This is a genomic window from Comamonas granuli NBRC 101663 (genome assembly GCF_000739995.1).
Taxonomy (GTDB): domain Bacteria; phylum Pseudomonadota; class Gammaproteobacteria; order Burkholderiales; family Burkholderiaceae_C; genus Simplicispira; species Simplicispira granuli.
The window spans coordinates 66,531-82,365 of record NZ_BBJX01000007.1; the positions used below are offsets into that span (position 1 = coordinate 66,531).

Below are 15,835 nucleotides of genomic sequence, written 5' to 3' on the forward strand. Positions count from 1 at the left end.
GGGGTCAGGCGGCGAAGCGCCGGCGCGTGAGCGCCAGCGCGATCCAGTAGGTGGCGGCCGTGGTGAGCGCCATGCCCAGGCCGTGGCGCAGCGGGTGCGCGGGCCACTGGTCCATGAACAGCGGGCGCACCAGCTCCACGGCGTGGGTCAGCGGCAGCCAGCCCGAGAGCGCGTGCACCCCGGGCGGCAATTGTTCGCGCGGGAAGAACACGCCCGAGAGGAACATCATGGGCGTGAGCACCAGCGTGAAGTAATAGGTGAAGAAATCGTAGCCCCGGGCCAGGGCGTTGAAGATCAGCGCGATGCTGGCGAACATCAGGCCCGCGCAGGCCAGCACCGCCCAGGCCATGAACAGCTTGGGGCTGTGGCTGATGCCCAGGGCGAGCATCACCGCGAGGATGGCCGTGGCCGTGAACAGCGCCTTGAACGCCGCCCACAGCATCTCGGCCAGCACCACGTCGTCCAGCGCCACGGGCGTGTTCAGGATGCTGTCCCAGGTTTTTTGCACATGCATGCGCGAGAACGCCGAGTACAGCGCCTCGAAGCTGGCGGCGTTCATGGTGCTCAGGCAGACCGAGCCGCTGGCCAGGAACAGGATGTAGGGCACGGTGCGGCCCTCCACGGCGACCTGGCCCACCAGTGCCCCCAGGCCGTAGCCGAAGGCCAGGAGCCACATCAGCGGCTCGGCGATATTGCCCACCAGGCTGGGGATGGCGAGCTTGCGCCACACCAGCAGGTTGCGCAGAAACACGGGCCACCAGCGCAGCGACAGGCCGGGTGCGCGCCAGGGGCTGGGGGAGCGGTGTGGATGCATGTCAGTGTTCCATGGCGCAGGGTCTTATCCACCCTCACGGATCTGGCGCCCGGTGAGCTTGAGGAACAGGTCCTCCAGGTTCGCCGGCCGGTGCAGGGTGCGCAGGTGCGGCCGCTGCAGCAGGGCGTCGAGCAGCGGGTGCGCCGCGCGCGTGTAGAAGAACACGGTGTCGCCGCTCACCTCGGTGCGCGCGGCCAGGGCCAGCAGCGCGGGCTCCTGCGCCAGGGCCAGGGCGCCGGCGCCGTACACCTCCACGACGTCGGGCTCCAGGTGCTCGGCGATGAGCGCGCGCGGCGCGCCCTGCGCGATGGTGCGGCCCTGGTCGAGCACGAGCAGGCGGGTGCACAGGCGCTCGGCCTCGTCCATGAAATGCGTGGTCAGCAGGATGGAGGTGCCCGCCTGCAGCAATTGCTGCAGGCGTTCCCACATCAGGTGGCGTGCCTGCGGGTCCAGGCCCGTGGTGGGCTCGTCGAGCAGCAGCAGGCGCGGTGCGTTGACGAGCGCGCGCGCCAGCGACAGGCGCCGGCGCATGCCGCCCGACAGCTCCCCGGGTTTGGCCTGCGCCTTGTGCGTGAGGGCGGCAAACTCCAGCAGGCGCGGCGCGCGCTCGTCCATCGTGTGGTGGCCCAGGCCGAAGTAGCGGCCGAACACGCGCAGGTTTTCTTCGCAGCTGAAATCCGGGTCCAGCGAGTCGAACTGCGTGACCACGCCGATCTGCGCCTTGATGGCTAGCGCGTCCTGTGGCATGTGCAGCACGGGGCCGCCGCCCGGCGGCTGGTAGTGGATGGCGCCGTCGTCGGGCGTGGTCAGGCCCAGGCACATGCGCAGCGTGGTGGTCTTGCCCGCCCCGTTGGGGCCGATGATGCCCAGGCATTCGCCCGGCGCGATGGCGAAGGAGACGCCGTCCACCACGGTGGCGTCGCCATAGCGTTTGCGCAGCCCGCTGGCCTCGAAAAGCACGTCCATGCCGCGATTGTGGGGCAATCCGCGGGTCCTGGTATTTTATGCATGAAAATGGCCTCCGGCGCCCTTTCAGCAAGCGTTAATAGCTATGAAAACAGGAGTGAATGGGTGGCTGCAGGCGGCGGTACGGTGCCGGTGTTCCGTGGTCCAATTCCTGCAGACACTGAGGGAGAACCATTGCCATGGACACACCGGGCCTGCAGGACACACTGGCCGTGCTGGCGGGCGCGCTGGGCAGCGGCCTGCTGATGGGCATAGAGCGCGAACGCCGCAAGGGCCAGGGCCCGACGCGCGCGCTCGCGGGTGTGCGCTCGTTCACGCTGGCGGCGCTGGCCGGGGCCACGGCGGCGCTGCTGGGCAGCGAGCTGCTCATGGCCGTGGGGGCGGTGTTCATCGCCTTGCTGGGCGTGGTCGCCTATGCGCGCGACCGCTCCGACGACCCTGGCGTGACGACCGAGATCGCGCTGCTGCTGGCCTACCTGATCGGCGTGCTGTGCACGCGCAGCCTGCCGGTGGCGGCGGGCCTGGCCGTGGCCGTCACCAGCCTGCTGGCCGCGCGCGAGGCGCTGCACCAGTTCGCACGCGACTGGCTGCGCCCCGGCGAGGTGCGCGGTGGGCTGATCCTGGCGGCGCTGGCCCTGCTGGCGCTGCCGCTGGTGCCGCACCGGCCGCTGTGGGGCGAGGCGCTGGACCCGCAGGTGCTGCTGCGCCTGGTGCTGGTGCTGCTGCTCATCCAGGCGCTCGCCCACCTGGGCCGGCGGCTCATGGATGCGCGCCATGCCAGCGCCCTGTCGGCCCTGGCCTCGGGCTTCATCTCCAGCACCGCCACCATCGCCAGCCTGGGGATGGCCGTGCGCGCCGGGCGCGAGAGCGCGCGTCCCCAGGGCGGGGCGGCCGTGCTGTCGTGCGTGGCCACCATGGCCCAGATCCTGGTGGTCGCGGCCACGGTGCAGCCGCTGTGGCTGCCGCGGCTGTGGGCGCCGGCCCTGGCGGGCGGCGCCGTGGCGCTGGCCTGGGGCGGGCTGCTGCTGCGCCATGCGCCCCGTGCGGCCCCGGCGGCGCAGCCCGAGGCCGATGGCGCGGAGCTGTTCAAGCTGCGCGATGCGCTGTGGATCGCCGCCCTGCTCACCGCCGTGCAGGTGCTGGTGCAGGCGCTGCGCGCCTGGTGGGGCGAGGCCGGGCTGCTGGCCGGCGCGCTGCTCGCCGCGCTGGCCGATGTGCATGCGGCCACGGCCGCCATCGTTGCGCAGGGGCGGCCGCAGGACGCGGCGGGCGCAGGCCTGGCCGATGCCCTGGCTGTGGCGCTGGCCGTGCATGCCGTGAGCAAGTGCGTGGCCGCCCTGGCCAGCGGCGGCTGGCGCTACGCCCTGGCGGCGGGCGGCGGCGTGCTGCTGCACACGGCCGCCTTCGTGGCGGTGCTGCGGTGGTAGCGGCCGGGGGGTGTTACTTCAAGGAAAAAGGCCTGCAGCGCCCGTCCATGCTGCGCAAGCAGCTATCAAGTCAATAGCGTTCGGGCGCTGCGGGCGTTCACTGGAATGCCACTTCGGCAAAGCTGCGCAGCTTGCGGCTGTGCAGGCGCTGCACGCCGCCGGCGCGCAGGATGGCGATGGCGCGCATGCCGATGCGCAGGTGCTGGTCCACGCGCTCGCGGTAGAAGTGGTTGGCCATACCGGGCAGCTTGATCTCGCCGTGCAGCGGCTTGTCGGAGACGCACAGCAGCGTGCCATAGGGCACGCGGAAGCGGAAACCGTTGGCGGCGATGGTGGCGCTCTCCATGTCCAGCGCCACGGCGCGGCTCTGGGAAAAGCGGCGCTGGGGCAGGTTGTCGGGCAGCAGCTCCCAGTTGCGGTTGTCGGTGCTGGCCACGGTGCCGGTGCGCATGATGCGCTTGAGCTGGTCCTGCGGCATTTGCGTCACGTCGGCCACGGCCTGCTCCAGCGCCACCTGGATCTCGGCCAGCGCGGGGATGGGCACCCACAGCGGCAGGTCCTCGTCGAGCACATGGTCCTCGCGCACATAGGCATGCGCGAGCACGTAGTCGCCCAGTTGCTGGCTGTTGCGCAGGCCGGCACAGTGGCCCAGCATGAGCCAGGCGTGCGGGCGCAGCACGGCGATGTGGTCGGTGATGGTCTTGGCGTTGGCCGGGCCCACGCCGATGTTGACCATGGTGATGCCGCTGCGGTCCGGGCGCACGAGGTGGTAGGCCGGCATCTGCGGCAGGCGCGGCGGCGGCGCGCCGAGCTCGTCGCCCGGCTCGGCCGCCAGGCCCGCGCGGCGCGTGACCACGTTGCCGGGTTCGATGAAGGCGGTGTATTCGCTGTCGGGCTTGGCCATCTCGGCGTGGCCCAGGCGCACGAACTCGTCGATGTAGAACTGGTAGTTGGTGAACAGCACGAAGTTCTGGAACCACTCGGGCTGCGTGCCCGTGTAGTGGCGCAGGCGGTGCAGCGAGTAGTCCACGCGCGGCGCGGTGAACAGCGACAGCGGCTGGGCCTCGCCCGGGCGGTGCTGGTGCGTGCCGTTGGCGATGCCGTCATCCATGGCGGCGAGGTCGGGCAGGTCGAACAGGTCGCGCATGAGCATGCGCCGCTCGGGGCTCAGCGTGCCTTCCACGTGGTCGTGCTCGGCGAAGGAGAAGTGGATGGGAATGGGGTGCTGGCTGGTGCCCACTTCCAGCTCCACGCCGTGGCTGCGGCGCAGCAGGTGGAACTGTTCCAGGTAGTAGTCGGAGAACAGGTCGGGGCGCGTGAGCGTGGTCTCGTAGCGCCCGGGCCCCTCGACGAAGCCATAGGCCAGCGGCGTGGCGGCGCGCGCCACGGTGCTGGTCTGGATGCGCACGAAGGGGTAGAAGGCGCGCACGGGCGCATGCGGCGTGCGGCCGGCGACAAAGCCCTGCATGGCGCTGCGCAGGTGGCCGATCTGCTGCTGGTAGATGCGCTGCACCTGGGCCAGGGCCTGGGCCGGGTCGGTGTGCTGCGTGGGGGCGATGAACTCGGGAATGAGGTGCATGGCCGTATTGTCCACGCGCCGTGTGTCAGCCCGGTGGTGGCGCCGTGCCCAGCCAGCGGCGCGTGTCCTGCGCGTCCATGGGCGGCGAGAGCAGGTAGCCCTGCACCATGTCGCAGCCCAGGGAGCGCAGCAGCGCCATCTGCGCCGCGTTCTCCACGCCTTCGGCCACGGTGCGCATCTGCAGGCTGCGCCCCATCTGCACGATGGCGGTGACGATGGCCACGTCGTCGCTGTGGCCCGGGGTGTCGAGCACGAAGGAGCGGTCGATCTTGAGCTTGTCGATGGGGTAGCGCTTGAGGTAGGCGAGCGAGGAATAGCCCGTGCCGAAGTCGTCCACCGCAATGCCCACGCCCAGCGCCTTGAGCGCGTGCAGGGTGTCTATGGTCTGGCCGGTGTGGTGCATGAGCACGGATTCGGTCAGCTCGATCTCCAGGTACTGCGGCGCCAGGCCGGTGGTGGTCAGCACCTCGGCGATCTCCTGCACCAGGTCGCGCTGGCGGAACTCCAGGCCCGAGAGGTTCACCGCCACGGGCACCAGCGCCAGGCCCTCGTCCTGCCAGGCCTTGAGCTGGCGGCAGGCCGCGTGCAGCACCCAGCGGCCGATGGCGGCGATCAGGCCGCGCTGCTCGGCAAAGCCGATGAACTCCTCCGGCCCCACCAGCCCGCGCACCGGGTGGCGCCAGCGCACCAGCGCCTCCAGGCCCTGCAGCCGGCCGTCCTGCAGGCTGATCTGGGGCTGGTAGTGCAGCACGAAGGCCTGCGCCGCGATGGCCTCGCGCAACTGGCGCTCGCGCTCGAGCACCTCCAGGGCGCGCGTGCCCATGCCGCTCTGGAAGCGCTGGCGCCGCCCGGGGCCGGTCTGCTTGGCGTGGTACATGGCGGCGTCGGCGTGGCGCAGCAGGGCATCGCCGCTGTGGCCGTCCTCGGGGAACAGGCTGATGCCGATCGACAGCGACATCGTCACCGTGTGCGCGCCCAGTGCGCAGGGCGTCTGCATGGCGTGCAGCAGTTGGTCGGCCACGGCCGTGGCCTCCTCGGGCGTGGCCAGCGGGGCGAGCACCAGGGCGAACTCGTCGGCGCCCAGGCGCGCCACCACGTCGGCCTGGCGTGCGCACTGGCGAATGCGCGCCGCCACTTCGCGCAGCACCTCGTCGCCCGCGTGCTGGCCCAGCGAGTCGTTCACCGTCTTGAAGTGGTCGATGTTGGCCAGCAGCACCGCGGCGTGCTGCGGGCCCTGCCCGGCCTGCAGCAGCCGGCGCTCGAGCTGCTCCATCAGGTGGCGCCGGTGGGGCAGGCCGGTCAGCGGGTCGTGCAGCCGGGCAAAGGCCTCGCGCTCCTGGGCCTGCTTGCGCGCCGTGATGTCGCGCAGCACGGCCACGCGGTAGTCTGCGACCGGCTCGCGCATGGTCTTGCCCACCACCTCCACGGGGATGCTGCGCCCGTCCTGGTGCTGCACGGCGATTTCGTAGTGGTCCTCGCGCCCCTGGCGCATGTATTCGCGCGTGGTGGCGTGCCACTGCGGGCTGATGAACTGAAAGATCGACTGGCCCAGCATCTCGTGCAGCGGCCGGCCCGTGAGACGGCACAAGGCCTCGTTGCCGTCGAGGATGATGCCGTCGCGGTGGAACACGATGGCTTCCTCGGTCGCCGCGGCGAATTTGCGCATGCTCTCGGCGCTCTGGCGCACCGCGCGCTCGGCACGCCAGCGCTCGGTGATGTCGGTGATGAGCACAAACGCGCCCACGGGCACGGTCGTGCCGTCGAAATGCGGCAGCAGGTTGACCTCGATCATGCGCATCTCGCCACTGGACAGTGTCTGCTCGCGCGTGTAGCGCACCGCCTCGCCGTGCGCGCAGCGCTCGGCATAGGGGCGGATGACCTCCCAGGCGTCGGCGCCGACGATTTGCTCGGTCGTCAGGCCGCGCACGGACTGCACGGTATGCCCGTACTGCACCGCGTAGGCCCGGTTGGCAAAGCGGCAGCGCATGCCCGGCAGCTCGAAGTAGGCGATGAGCGCGGGCACGGCATCCGCGATCAGACGCAGGAGCTTCTCGTCCTGGTCCGCCGGGGAGGACACCGGGGCATCGACAGCGGAATGCGGCATGGATGCAATAGCCTGACCGGGCACAGCGCCCACCCTGGTTATAGCCGATTGCCGGCCGGCGGGCCATGCCCTCTTGCCCTCTGGGGGCGGGTCGGCTCAGGGGGGTGCGCCGGCCTGCTCCAGCATCTGCACCATGGCGGCATAGTGGCGCTGGCGCGCCAGTTGCAGCGGCGTGTTGCCGTGGCGGTCGGCCAGCCGGGTGCTGGCGCCGGCCTCCAGCAGCGCCTGCAGCGTGGCCTGGTGGCGCGGCCCGCCGTCGCCGAGCACGATGGACTCGATCAGCGCCGTCCAGTACAGGTTGTTCACATGGTCCAGCGGCGCGCCGGCGGCGATGAGCTGGCGCACCACGCCCGCGTGTCCCAGGTGGGCGGCGGCGATCAGCGCCGTACCGTCGTAGCGGCTGGTCACCTGCCTGGCGCTGGCGCCCAGCTGCAGCAGCAGGCGCAGTGTGTCCTCGTCGTCGGCGACGGCGGCGATGGTCACGGCGTCGTAGCGGTCGTTCTCCAGCAGGTCGAGCGCCGCGCCCGCCTGCGCCAGCAGGCGCACGGCCTCGCGCTGGCGCGCAAAGGTGGCCACGTGCAGCGGCGTGCGGCCCTGGGCGTCGCGCGCATTCAGCGTGCCCGCGTCGGGCCGCCCGGCCAGCAGGCGCTGCAGCGCCGGCACATCGCCGCGCGCGGCGGCGGCGTGCAGGCCCTGGTAGGCGGCGATCTCGCTGGCGGTGGGGGGCACCTGGGCCTCAGCCGAGGGTGCCAGGGCCAGGCCGGCGGCCAGGCCGGCGCCTGCCAGGGCGTGCCGCACCAGGCGGTGTGCTGCGCTGCGGGCCATGGTTTACTTCAGTTGGTCTTGGACCTTGGCAAGCGCCGCCATGGCGCACTGCTCGTCCAGGTGGCCGCCGGGCGCGCCACCCACGCCCACGGCGCCGATGACCTCGTTGCCCACCTTCACCGGCACGCCGCCGCCCAGCAGCAGGTAGCCGGGGATCTGGCCCAGGTTGGCCGCGGCGGGGTTCTTCTGCGCGCCTTCCATGATGGCCTGCGTGGTGTTCTTGGCCGAGGCCGAGGTGTAGGCCTTGAGGCGGCTGGCCTCCAGCGTGTGCGGGCCGGCATTGTCGGCGCGCTGCACGGCGCGCACGGTGCCGGCGCGGTCCACCACCGTGGCCGTCACGTTGTAGCCGGCGGCGGTACAGGCGGCGACGGTGTGCGCGGCGATCTGGTTGGCCAGGTCGAGCGACATATTGCGCTCGGTGCGCACGCCTTCGGCGCTGGCGGCCGTGGCGATGAAGGCGAGGGCGATGGCGGTGGTCTTGAAGGCGTGGTGCATGGCGTTCTCCGGTGTGTGTGCTTCGGCGCCACCCGTTGCGGCGCCGTGGGAGCACTGTAGAAAAAGCCGCCGCGCCGCGCCATGCGGACGGCTACGCGCGCGGCTCCGTAGAACTACGGAGCCCGCGCTGGGCGGGTGCCTTATTCCACCAGCGCGGCGTAGCGCCGGATGAGCTGGGCCAGCGAGTCCACGCCGAGCTTGGCGAACAGGTTGGCGCGGTGCGTCTCCACCGTGCGCGGCGAGAGGGTGAGTGCGCGGCCGATCTCCTTGTTCGTCAACCCCTCGACGATCAGGCCCAGCACCTCGCGCTCGCGCGGCGAGAGCTGGGCGTGGCGCTCGCGCGCCTGCTGGTCGGCCTGCTGGCGCTCGCGCGAGCGCACGTGCTGGCGCACGGCGTTCTGCAGGGCCTCGATGAGCACCTCGTCGTGCACCGGTTTTTCCAGGAACTCGGCCGCGCCGGCCTTGAAGGCGCGGCGGCACATGTCCACCGTGCCGTGGCCGGTGAGCAGGACCACGGGCTGGTCCGCGCCCTGGGCCTGGAGCTGCTCCAGCACGGCCAGGCCACTGGTGCCGGGCATGCGCACGTCGAGCACGATGGCGCCGATGCTCGCGCGGTCGAACCCCGCCAGGAAGGCCTGCGGGTCGGCCCAGGCCTGCACGCGCAGGCCCACGGTGGCGATGAGCAGGGAGAGGCCCTCGCGCACGGCGGCGTCGTCGTCCACGAGGTGGATCAGGGGCGAGAGGGAGGGTGCGCTGTCGTTCATGGTGCGGAGGTGGCGGCGGGCAGCACGAGCACGAAGGCCGCCCCCCGGCCGTTGCCGGGGGCGAGTTGGAGGCTGGCGCCCATGGCCTGGGCCAGGCTCTCGCACAGCGGCAGGCCCAGCCCGAGGCCGCCCGCGCGCGTGGTGTAGAAGGGCTCGAACAGGCGCGCGCGCGCCTCGGGCGCAATGCCTGGGCCGTGGTCGCGCACGGTGAGCTGGACCTGGCCGGGGGTGGGCATGGCCAGGTGCAGCTCCAGGCGGCGCTCGGCGGCGGGCACCTGCTCCAGCGCCTGCAGCGCGTTCACCACGAGGTTGTGCACGATCTGCTGCAGCGCCACGGGCTCGGCGCGCACGGCGGGCAGACCGGGTTCGGTCCGCACCTCGGGCACCACGGCGCGGGCGCGGCATTCGGGCTCCAGCAGGTGCAGCGCGTCGTGCACGGCGGCCGGCAGCGCCAGGGATTGCACCTGGCCGGACAGGTCGGGGCGCTCGACCAGGCGGCGCAGCCGGCCCACCACGTCGGAGGCGCGCCGCGCCTGCTCCACGGTGCGGGCCATGGCGCTGCGCGCCGTGGCGATGTCGGGCGGTTCGTCGCCCAGCAGGCGCTGCGCCGCCTGGGTGCCCGAGAGCAGCGCGGTGAGGGGCTGGTTGAGTTCGTGCGCCATGCCGGCGGCCAGTTCGCCCAGGGTGTTCAGGCGCGCCACCTGGCCCAGGCGCAGCAGCTCCTCGGCGCGCCGGCGCGCCACGCGCTGGCGCCACAGCATCTGCGCGGCCACGGCGGCGGCGGCGGTGACCGCGCACCAGCCCAGCATGGCGAGCCAGGGCAGCTCGTCCCAGCCGACCACGCGCTGCGCCACGACGTCGAAGGGCTGGCTGGGCGAGGCCAGGGTCTTGCGAAAGCCGTAGGCCCAGCCCTGTGTCGAGGTGCTTCCGGGCTGCACGGTGAAGGTCTGCCCGGCATGCTCCAGCGTCACGCGCACCGGGCTGCGGGCGCGGTCCATGGGCCATTCCTCGCGCGGCACGCTGGCGTGCAGGTCGATGTGCAGGGCGTAGCTGGCGGGCGTGCTGGCCAGGACCAGGTGGTAGCGCCCGGCGGCCAGGTCCGGCCGGGCCAGCGCGGCGTGGCCGCTGGCGCGCGAGGCGGCCTCGGCGGCGTCCAGCCCCGGCGCGGCGGCGGGCCAGGTGCCGCCGGGTGCGCGGCGCAGCACGCCGAGGATCTGCGGGTACACCGCGGGCAGGCGCGCCAGCGCGGCATCGGCGCCGCCCTGGTCGGGCTCGGCGGGCTGCAGCAGCGCCAGGGTGGAGAGGATGGCGTCGTGCTGCACCATGCGCTGGCTCAGCAGGCGGTGGACGATGCGCGCATCCGTCTCGAAATCCGCCTGCAACTGCTGCAGCCGCGCATGCGCCAGCCACCCGGCGCCCACAGCGGCGGCCAGGATGCAGGCCAGCGCGGCGGCGGTGCGGCGGTGCCATGCCTTGTCCATGGCGGCGATTCTGGCACGGGGTGCGCGGTGCTGTCCTTGGGCTGGGCAAGGGCATGGATGGCTTGCCGGCCCCGCTCTGGTGTAATCCATAGCCATGTCCGACACCGCCTTTTTCTCGCTCTCCCGGCTCACACCAGCCCATTTGCTGCGCGCCTCGGTGGTGGTGGCGCTGGCCACCATCGTGCTCAAGACGCTGGCCTGGTACGTGACGGGCTCCATGGGCATGCTGTCGGACGCCATGGAGTCCTTCGTCAACCTGGCCAGCGCCCTGTTCGCCCTGGCCATGGTGACCGTGGCGCAGATGCCGCCCGACGAGAACCACCCCTACGGCCACCACAAGGCGGAGTACTTCTCCTCGGGTTTCGAGGGCCTGCTCATCGTGGGCGTGGCCCTGGGCATTCTGTGGGCGGCGGCGCACCGCCTGTTCGACCCGCAGCCGCTGGAGCAGGTGGGCTGGGGCCTGGCGCTGTCGGTGCTCAGTTCGGCGCTCAACGGCCTGCTGGCCTGGGTGATGTTCCGCACGGCGCGCGAGCACCGCTCCATCGCCCTGGAGGCCGACGCGCGCCACCTCGTCACCGACGTGTGGACCTCTGCGGGCGTGGTCGCGGGCCTGGCCGGCGCCGCCCTCACGGGCTGGCTGTGGCTGGACGCCGTGGCCGCCATGCTGGTGGCGCTCAACATCCTCAAGGAGGGCGGGGAGCTGTGCTGGCGCTCGGCCCAGGGCCTGATGGACCAGGCCGTGGAGCCGGACGTGCAGGCCACCATCGAGGCCACGCTGCAAGGCTTCGTGCAGGGCCAGGCGCCGGGGGCGCTGCGGTTCGACCATGTCTCCACGCGCCGCGCCGGGCAGCGCCGCTTCGTGGACATGCACATGCACATGCCGGCCCATTGGACGCTGCACCACGCTGCCGCGCTGCGCGGCCAGGTCGAGCGCGCCCTGATGGCCGCCGTGCCCGGCCTGCGCGCCACCATCGAGCTGCTGCCCACCGATGTGGAGGCGCATGTCGACGATCTCCCCGACGCCCCCCGGGAGGGTGTGAAGTGATCAGCGTCTTGCAGCGCGTGCGCGCAGCACGTGTCGAGGTACAGGGGCAGACCGTGGGCGCCATCGGCGCCGGCCTGCTGGTGCTGGTGTGCGCCGAGCGCGGCGACACCGAGCAGGAGGCCGACAGGCTGCTGGCCAAGATGCTCAAGCTGCGCATCTTCAGCGACGCGGCCGGCAAGATGAACCTGAGCCTGCAGGAGGTGGGCGGCGGCCTGCTGCTCGTGAGCCAGTTCACGCTGGCGGCCGACACCTCCAGCGGCAACCGCCCCGGCTTCAGCCAAGCGGCGGCGCCGGACGCAGGGCGCCGGCTGTTCGACTACCTGGTGCAGCAGGCGCGCGCCCTGCACCCCGTGGTGCAGACAGGGCAGTTCGCCGCCGACATGCAGGTGCACCTGGTCAACGACGGGCCGGTGACCATTCCGCTGCGCATCGCGCCCGCCGCCGCGCCGGTGTGAGCGGCGCGCGGCCTTCAGGCCGCCGTCACGCGCTGACGCGCCAGCATCCACTTGCCCAGGGCCAGCACCAGCAGCGCCCCGGCCACGCCGGCGCCGTACTGCAGGGCGTCGGTCACGGGGCCGGTCTTGGGCATCCAGGCAAGCACGTCGGCGCGCACCAGGGCCGGGTCGGAGACGGCCATGGTGCCCGCGATCCAGCCCAGCAGCATACCGCCCAGGGTGATGATGGCGGGGAAGCGGTCCATCAGCTTGATGACGAGCTGGCTGCCCCAGACGATGATGGGGATGCTCACCAGCAGGCCGAAGATGACCAGCGGCATCTCGTGGTGGTCGGCCGCGCCCTGGGCCGCGCCCGCAATGGCGATCACGTTGTCTATGCTCATCACCAGGTCGGCGACGATGATGGTCTTGATGGCCGCGAGCAGCTTGTCGCTGGCCTCGACGGTGCCGTGGCCGTCCTCGGGGTCGGGGGCCAGCAGCTTGACGCCTATCCACACCAGGAGCAGTGCGCCCGCCAGCTTGAGCAAGGGCAGGGCCAGCAGCGTGAGCGCGAAGAAGATCAGCACCACGCGCAGCGCAATGGCGCCTGCCGTGCCCCACAGGATGCCTTGCCGGCGCTGGTGCGCGGGCAGCTTGCGGCAGGCCAGGGCGATGACGACGGCGTTGTCGCCGCCCAGCAGGATATCGATCATGATGATCTGACCGACGGCGACCCAGAATTCGGGGGTCAGGAACTGTTCCATGGACTCTCTCGGGAGTTGGCAGAAGGGGATGGAATGCCGCAGGCCTGCCCCCGGGGTGCGGGTGCGGGCCTGTGGCCGAAGGTCTTGCCCGGCGGCGCTGCTTGCGCGCCGCCCCGGCAGGCCGGGTGCGTTGCACCGTGCTGACGGCCTGCCGATACCCGCTCTGCCAAGTTGCGCGGGTCCGGAGCTACTCCCCTTCGGGGCGGGATTAGAGCACAGGCGCGCCAGGCATGCCCGGCACGGCGGACTGGGGTTTGAAGAAAAATGCGGCGCCAGCGCTTATGCAGCAAGCGCGGACAGCTATCAAAAGCAGAGCGCAGGGAGGGGCGTCACTTCCAGCGCAGCGGCTCCAGCGTGGCGCTGGCCTTGTCGCTGGAGAGCGTGAGGGCGCCGTCCTGCACGGTGGCCTGCAGTTGCATGCTGCGTTCGGCCAGTTGCGCCAGGGCCTGGGCGGCATCGGCGGGGATGCGCCAGACCTGCAGCCGGTCCAGCCGCGTGAGCTTGCCCGCGATGCCCTTCCACCACACCTCGGCCGCGTGGTGAAAGGCGTAGACGCACACCGCGTCGGCCTGGCCGCAGGCCTTGGCCAGCGGCTTGTCCTCGGGCTGGCCGACCTCGATCCACAGGCGCTTGCGCCCGGTGAAGTCGGTGAGCAAGGCGTCCGGGTCGTCCGGGTCCGACAGCCCGGCGCCAAAGGCGAGCGTGCCGTCGCCCTGGCAGACCTCCTGCAGCGCATGGGCGTGCAGCGCCATGGCCGCCAGGCGCACCATCATGCGCTCGTCGGTTTCGCTCGGGTGGCGCGCCAGGGTGAAGGCATGGTCGGCGTAGTAGCCGTGGTCGATGTCGGCGATCTGCAGGTTCGCCTTGAAGATGGTGGATTTGAGGGCCATGCGCTACGCTATCAAAAATGGAGCTGCCAGCGCTGGATGGATCAGCGCTGGAGGCCGAAATGGCTATAAACCGGTGGTCAGACGCGGCGCGCCAGCTCGGCGGCCTTGCCCACGTAGCTGGCCGGCGTCATGGCCAGCAGGCGCTCCTTGTCGGCCGCGGGGATGTCCAGGCTGCGGATGAGCTGGTGCAGGGCCTCGGCGGTCACGCTCTTGCCGCGCGTGACTTCCTTGAGCTTTTCGTAGGCGCCGGGCACGCCGTAGCGGCGCATCACGGTCTGGATGGGCTCGGCCAGCACTTCCCAGGCGGCGTCCAGGTCGGCGGCCAGGGCCTCCTCGTTGAGCTCGAGCTTGTTCAGGCCGGTCATCAGCGAGGAGTACGCCAGTGCCGCGTAGCCCAGGGCCACGCCGATGTTGCGCAGCACCGTGGAGTCGGTCAGGTCGCGCTGCCAGCGGCTGATGGGGAGCTTTTCCGCCAGGTGCTTGAGCACGGCATTGGCCAGGCCCAGGTTGCCCTCGGCGTTCTCGAAGTCGATGGGGTTGACCTTGTGCGGCATGGTGGACGAGCCGATCTCGCCCGCCTTGAGCTTTTGCTTGAAGTAGCCCAGGCTCACGTAGCCCCAGATGTCGCGCGCCAGGTCGATGAGGATGGTGTTGGCGCGCGCCGTGGCGTCGAACAGCGCGGCCATGTAGTCGTGCGGCTCGATCTGGATGCTGTAGGGCTGGAAGGTCAGGCCCAGGCCCCGGGGTTCGGGCGCTTGCACGACCTGGCGGCTGAAGGCCTCCCAGTCGAACTCCGGCCAGGCCGACAGGTGGGCGTTGTAGTTGCCCACGGCGCCATTCATCTTGGCCAGGATCTGGACCCCGGCGATGGCCGCGCGCGCCGCGTCCAGGCGCACGACCACGTTGGCCAGCTCCTTGCCCACGGTGGTGGGGCTGGCCGTCTGGCCGTGCGTGCGGCTGAGCATGGGCACGGCCGCGTACTGGTGCGCCATGGCGCGCAGCTTGGCGATGATGGTGTCGAGCTGCGGCAGCAGCACGGTATCGCGCCCGGCGCGCAGTTGCAGAGCGTGGCTGGTGTTGTTGATGTCCTCGCTGGTGCAGGCGAAGTGCACGAACTCGGCGGCCTTCTCCAGCGCGGGCCGGCCGGCAAACTGCTTTTTGATCCAGTACTCCACGGCCTTGACGTCGTGGTTGGTGATCTTTTCCTCGGCCTTGATGGCGGCGCAATCTTCCTCGTCAAAATCGGCCACCAGGCCCAGCAGATAAGCGCGATCAGCTTCTGAAAGAGGAGCAAACTCGGCAAAGCCCGCGTCGGAGAGGGCGATGAACCAGGTCACCTCCACCTGCACGCGGCGGTGCATGTAGCCGTACTCGCTCATGAGCGGGCGCAGGGACGAGAGCTTGGCGGCGTAGCGGCCATCCAGCGGGGAGAGGGCGTTGAGGGGCGACAGGTTCATGGCCCCGCATTGTAGGTGGCGCCTGGCGCCGGGGTGTACTGCGCGACAGGCGCGCGCAAGCACCTGCCGATAGAATCGGCGGCCTGGTGCAGGCAGGCACCCTGGAAACCACCACCATGAAACTCATCGGATCCACCACCAGCCCCTATGTGCGCAAAGTGCGCATCGTGATGGCGGAAAAGAAGCTCGACTACCGGTTCGTGCTGGAGAACGTGTGGGCGGCCGACACCCAGATCGCCGCTGCCAACCCGCTGGGCAAGGTGCCCTGCCTGGTGATGGAGGGCGGCGAGGCGGTGTTCGACTCGCGCGTCATCGTGGAATACCTCGACACCCTCTCGCCCGTGGGGCGGCTCATTCCGGCCACGGGCCGCGAACGCGCCGAGGTCAAGACCTGGGAGGCCCTGGCCGACGGCCTGCTCGACGCCGCCGTCCTCGTGCGCCTGGAAAACACCTTCGAGGGCCGCACCGAGGCCCAGCGCAGCCCGGCCTGGATCGCCCGGCAGATGGACAAGGTCCATGCCAGCCTGCAGTCCATGTCCCAGGGGCTGGGCGACAAGCCATTTTGCAGCGGCATCCACCTGAGCCTGTCGGACATCGCCGTGGGCTGCGCCCTGGGCTGGCTGGAGTTCCGCTTCCCGGAGATCGGCTGGCGTGCCGCGCACCCCAACCTCGCGCGCCTGATGGACAAGCTGGCGCAGCGCCAGAGCTTCATCGACACCCGTCCGGCCCCCTGACCAAAAACAAAGCCCCCCGGCGGGCCATGCCGGGGGGCGGGTAGAAAAAGGTTGCG

At 71.2% G+C, this 15,835-nt stretch carries 15 protein-coding genes; 4 read left to right on the top strand and 11 right to left on the bottom strand.

The genetic code is table 11. The annotated features are described in order from the left end of the window. Window positions 1-4: 4 nt before the first annotated feature. Together CGR01S_RS08985 and CGR01S_RS08990 are read right to left on the bottom strand one after the other, a co-directional pair. Window positions 5-814 (bottom strand): ABC transporter permease, encoded by an 810-nt coding sequence (locus CGR01S_RS08985; protein WP_042425506.1) that lies wholly within the window; start codon window positions 812-814, stop codon window positions 5-7. A 24-nt stretch (window positions 815-838) separates the two neighbouring features. Further along, entirely contained in the window at window positions 839-1,780 is a 942-nt protein-coding gene (locus CGR01S_RS08990) for an ATP-binding cassette domain-containing protein (RefSeq protein WP_042425509.1), read from the bottom strand. Between the two features lie 179 nt (window positions 1,781-1,959). Here CGR01S_RS08990 and CGR01S_RS08995 point away from each other — a divergent pair, with 179 nt between their 5' ends. Then, complete coding sequence (locus CGR01S_RS08995) at window positions 1,960-3,207, top strand: MgtC/SapB family protein (RefSeq protein WP_042425512.1); 1,248 nt, start codon at window positions 1,960-1,962, stop codon at window positions 3,205-3,207. A gap of 97 nt (window positions 3,208-3,304) precedes the next feature. Here the strand turns inward: CGR01S_RS08995 and CGR01S_RS09000 are convergent, their stop codons facing one another. The 6 genes from CGR01S_RS09000 to CGR01S_RS09025 form a co-directional block, all read right to left on the bottom strand. Then, the gene (locus tag CGR01S_RS09000; RefSeq protein WP_042425831.1) at window positions 3,305-4,786 is read right to left on the bottom strand and encodes an AMP nucleosidase; all 1,482 of its coding nucleotides are present in this window, start codon (window positions 4,784-4,786) and stop codon (window positions 3,305-3,307) included. Window positions 4,787-4,811: 25 nt separating this feature from the next. Next, window positions 4,812-6,890, bottom strand: coding sequence for a putative bifunctional diguanylate cyclase/phosphodiesterase (locus CGR01S_RS09005; protein ID WP_042425515.1), 2,079 nt, complete (start codon window positions 6,888-6,890; stop codon window positions 4,812-4,814). A 96-nt stretch (window positions 6,891-6,986) separates the two neighbouring features. Beyond that, the gene (locus tag CGR01S_RS09010; protein ID WP_156967537.1) at window positions 6,987-7,715 is read right to left on the bottom strand and encodes an ankyrin repeat domain-containing protein; all 729 of its coding nucleotides are present in this window, start codon (window positions 7,713-7,715) and stop codon (window positions 6,987-6,989) included. 3 nt (window positions 7,716-7,718) lie between these two features. Beyond that, window positions 7,719-8,210, bottom strand: a complete 492-nt coding sequence (locus tag CGR01S_RS09015; protein ID WP_042425518.1) for a GlcG/HbpS family heme-binding protein — start codon at window positions 8,208-8,210, stop codon at window positions 7,719-7,721. A gap of 140 nt (window positions 8,211-8,350) precedes the next feature. Further along, entirely contained in the window at window positions 8,351-8,974 is a 624-nt protein-coding gene (locus tag CGR01S_RS09020) for a response regulator transcription factor (RefSeq protein WP_042425521.1), read from the bottom strand. Beyond that, complete coding sequence (locus CGR01S_RS09025) at window positions 8,971-10,455, bottom strand: sensor histidine kinase (RefSeq protein ID WP_042425523.1); 1,485 nt, start codon at window positions 10,453-10,455, stop codon at window positions 8,971-8,973. Before CGR01S_RS09025 ends, CGR01S_RS09020 begins: the two co-directional genes overlap by 4 nt. A 94-nt stretch (window positions 10,456-10,549) precedes the next feature. Here CGR01S_RS09025 and CGR01S_RS09030 point away from each other — a divergent pair, with 94 nt between their 5' ends. Both CGR01S_RS09030 and dtd read left to right on the top strand, forming a co-directional pair. Further along, the gene (locus CGR01S_RS09030) at window positions 10,550-11,500 is read left to right on the top strand and encodes a cation diffusion facilitator family transporter (RefSeq protein ID WP_042425526.1); all 951 of its coding nucleotides are present in this window, start codon (window positions 10,550-10,552) and stop codon (window positions 11,498-11,500) included. Then, entirely contained in the window at window positions 11,497-11,955 is a 459-nt protein-coding gene (gene dtd / locus CGR01S_RS09035) for a D-aminoacyl-tRNA deacylase (protein ID WP_042425529.1), read from the top strand. The genes CGR01S_RS09030 and dtd overlap by 4 nt, the downstream gene beginning before the upstream one ends. 14 nt (window positions 11,956-11,969) lie before the next feature. Here the strand turns inward: dtd and CGR01S_RS09040 are convergent, their stop codons facing one another. From CGR01S_RS09040 to purB, 3 genes are all read right to left on the bottom strand, one after another. Next, window positions 11,970-12,698 carry a TerC family protein gene (locus tag CGR01S_RS09040; protein WP_042425532.1) on the bottom strand — a complete coding sequence of 243 codons (729 nt, stop codon included), beginning with the start codon at window positions 12,696-12,698 and terminating at the stop codon, window positions 11,970-11,972. Between the two features lie 329 nt (window positions 12,699-13,027). Further along, window positions 13,028-13,588 carry a YaeQ family protein gene (locus CGR01S_RS09045; RefSeq protein ID WP_042425535.1) on the bottom strand — a complete coding sequence of 187 codons (561 nt, stop codon included), beginning with the start codon at window positions 13,586-13,588 and terminating at the stop codon, window positions 13,028-13,030. 77 nt (window positions 13,589-13,665) lie between these two features. Continuing rightward, window positions 13,666-15,045, bottom strand: a complete 1,380-nt coding sequence (gene purB / locus CGR01S_RS09050) for an adenylosuccinate lyase (protein ID WP_042425538.1) — start codon at window positions 15,043-15,045, stop codon at window positions 13,666-13,668. A gap of 116 nt (window positions 15,046-15,161) precedes the next feature. Here purB and CGR01S_RS09055 point away from each other — a divergent pair, with 116 nt between their 5' ends. Then, window positions 15,162-15,779 (top strand): glutathione S-transferase N-terminal domain-containing protein, encoded by a 618-nt coding sequence (locus CGR01S_RS09055; RefSeq protein WP_042425836.1) that lies wholly within the window; start codon window positions 15,162-15,164, stop codon window positions 15,777-15,779. Window positions 15,780-15,835 lie beyond the last annotated feature (56 nt).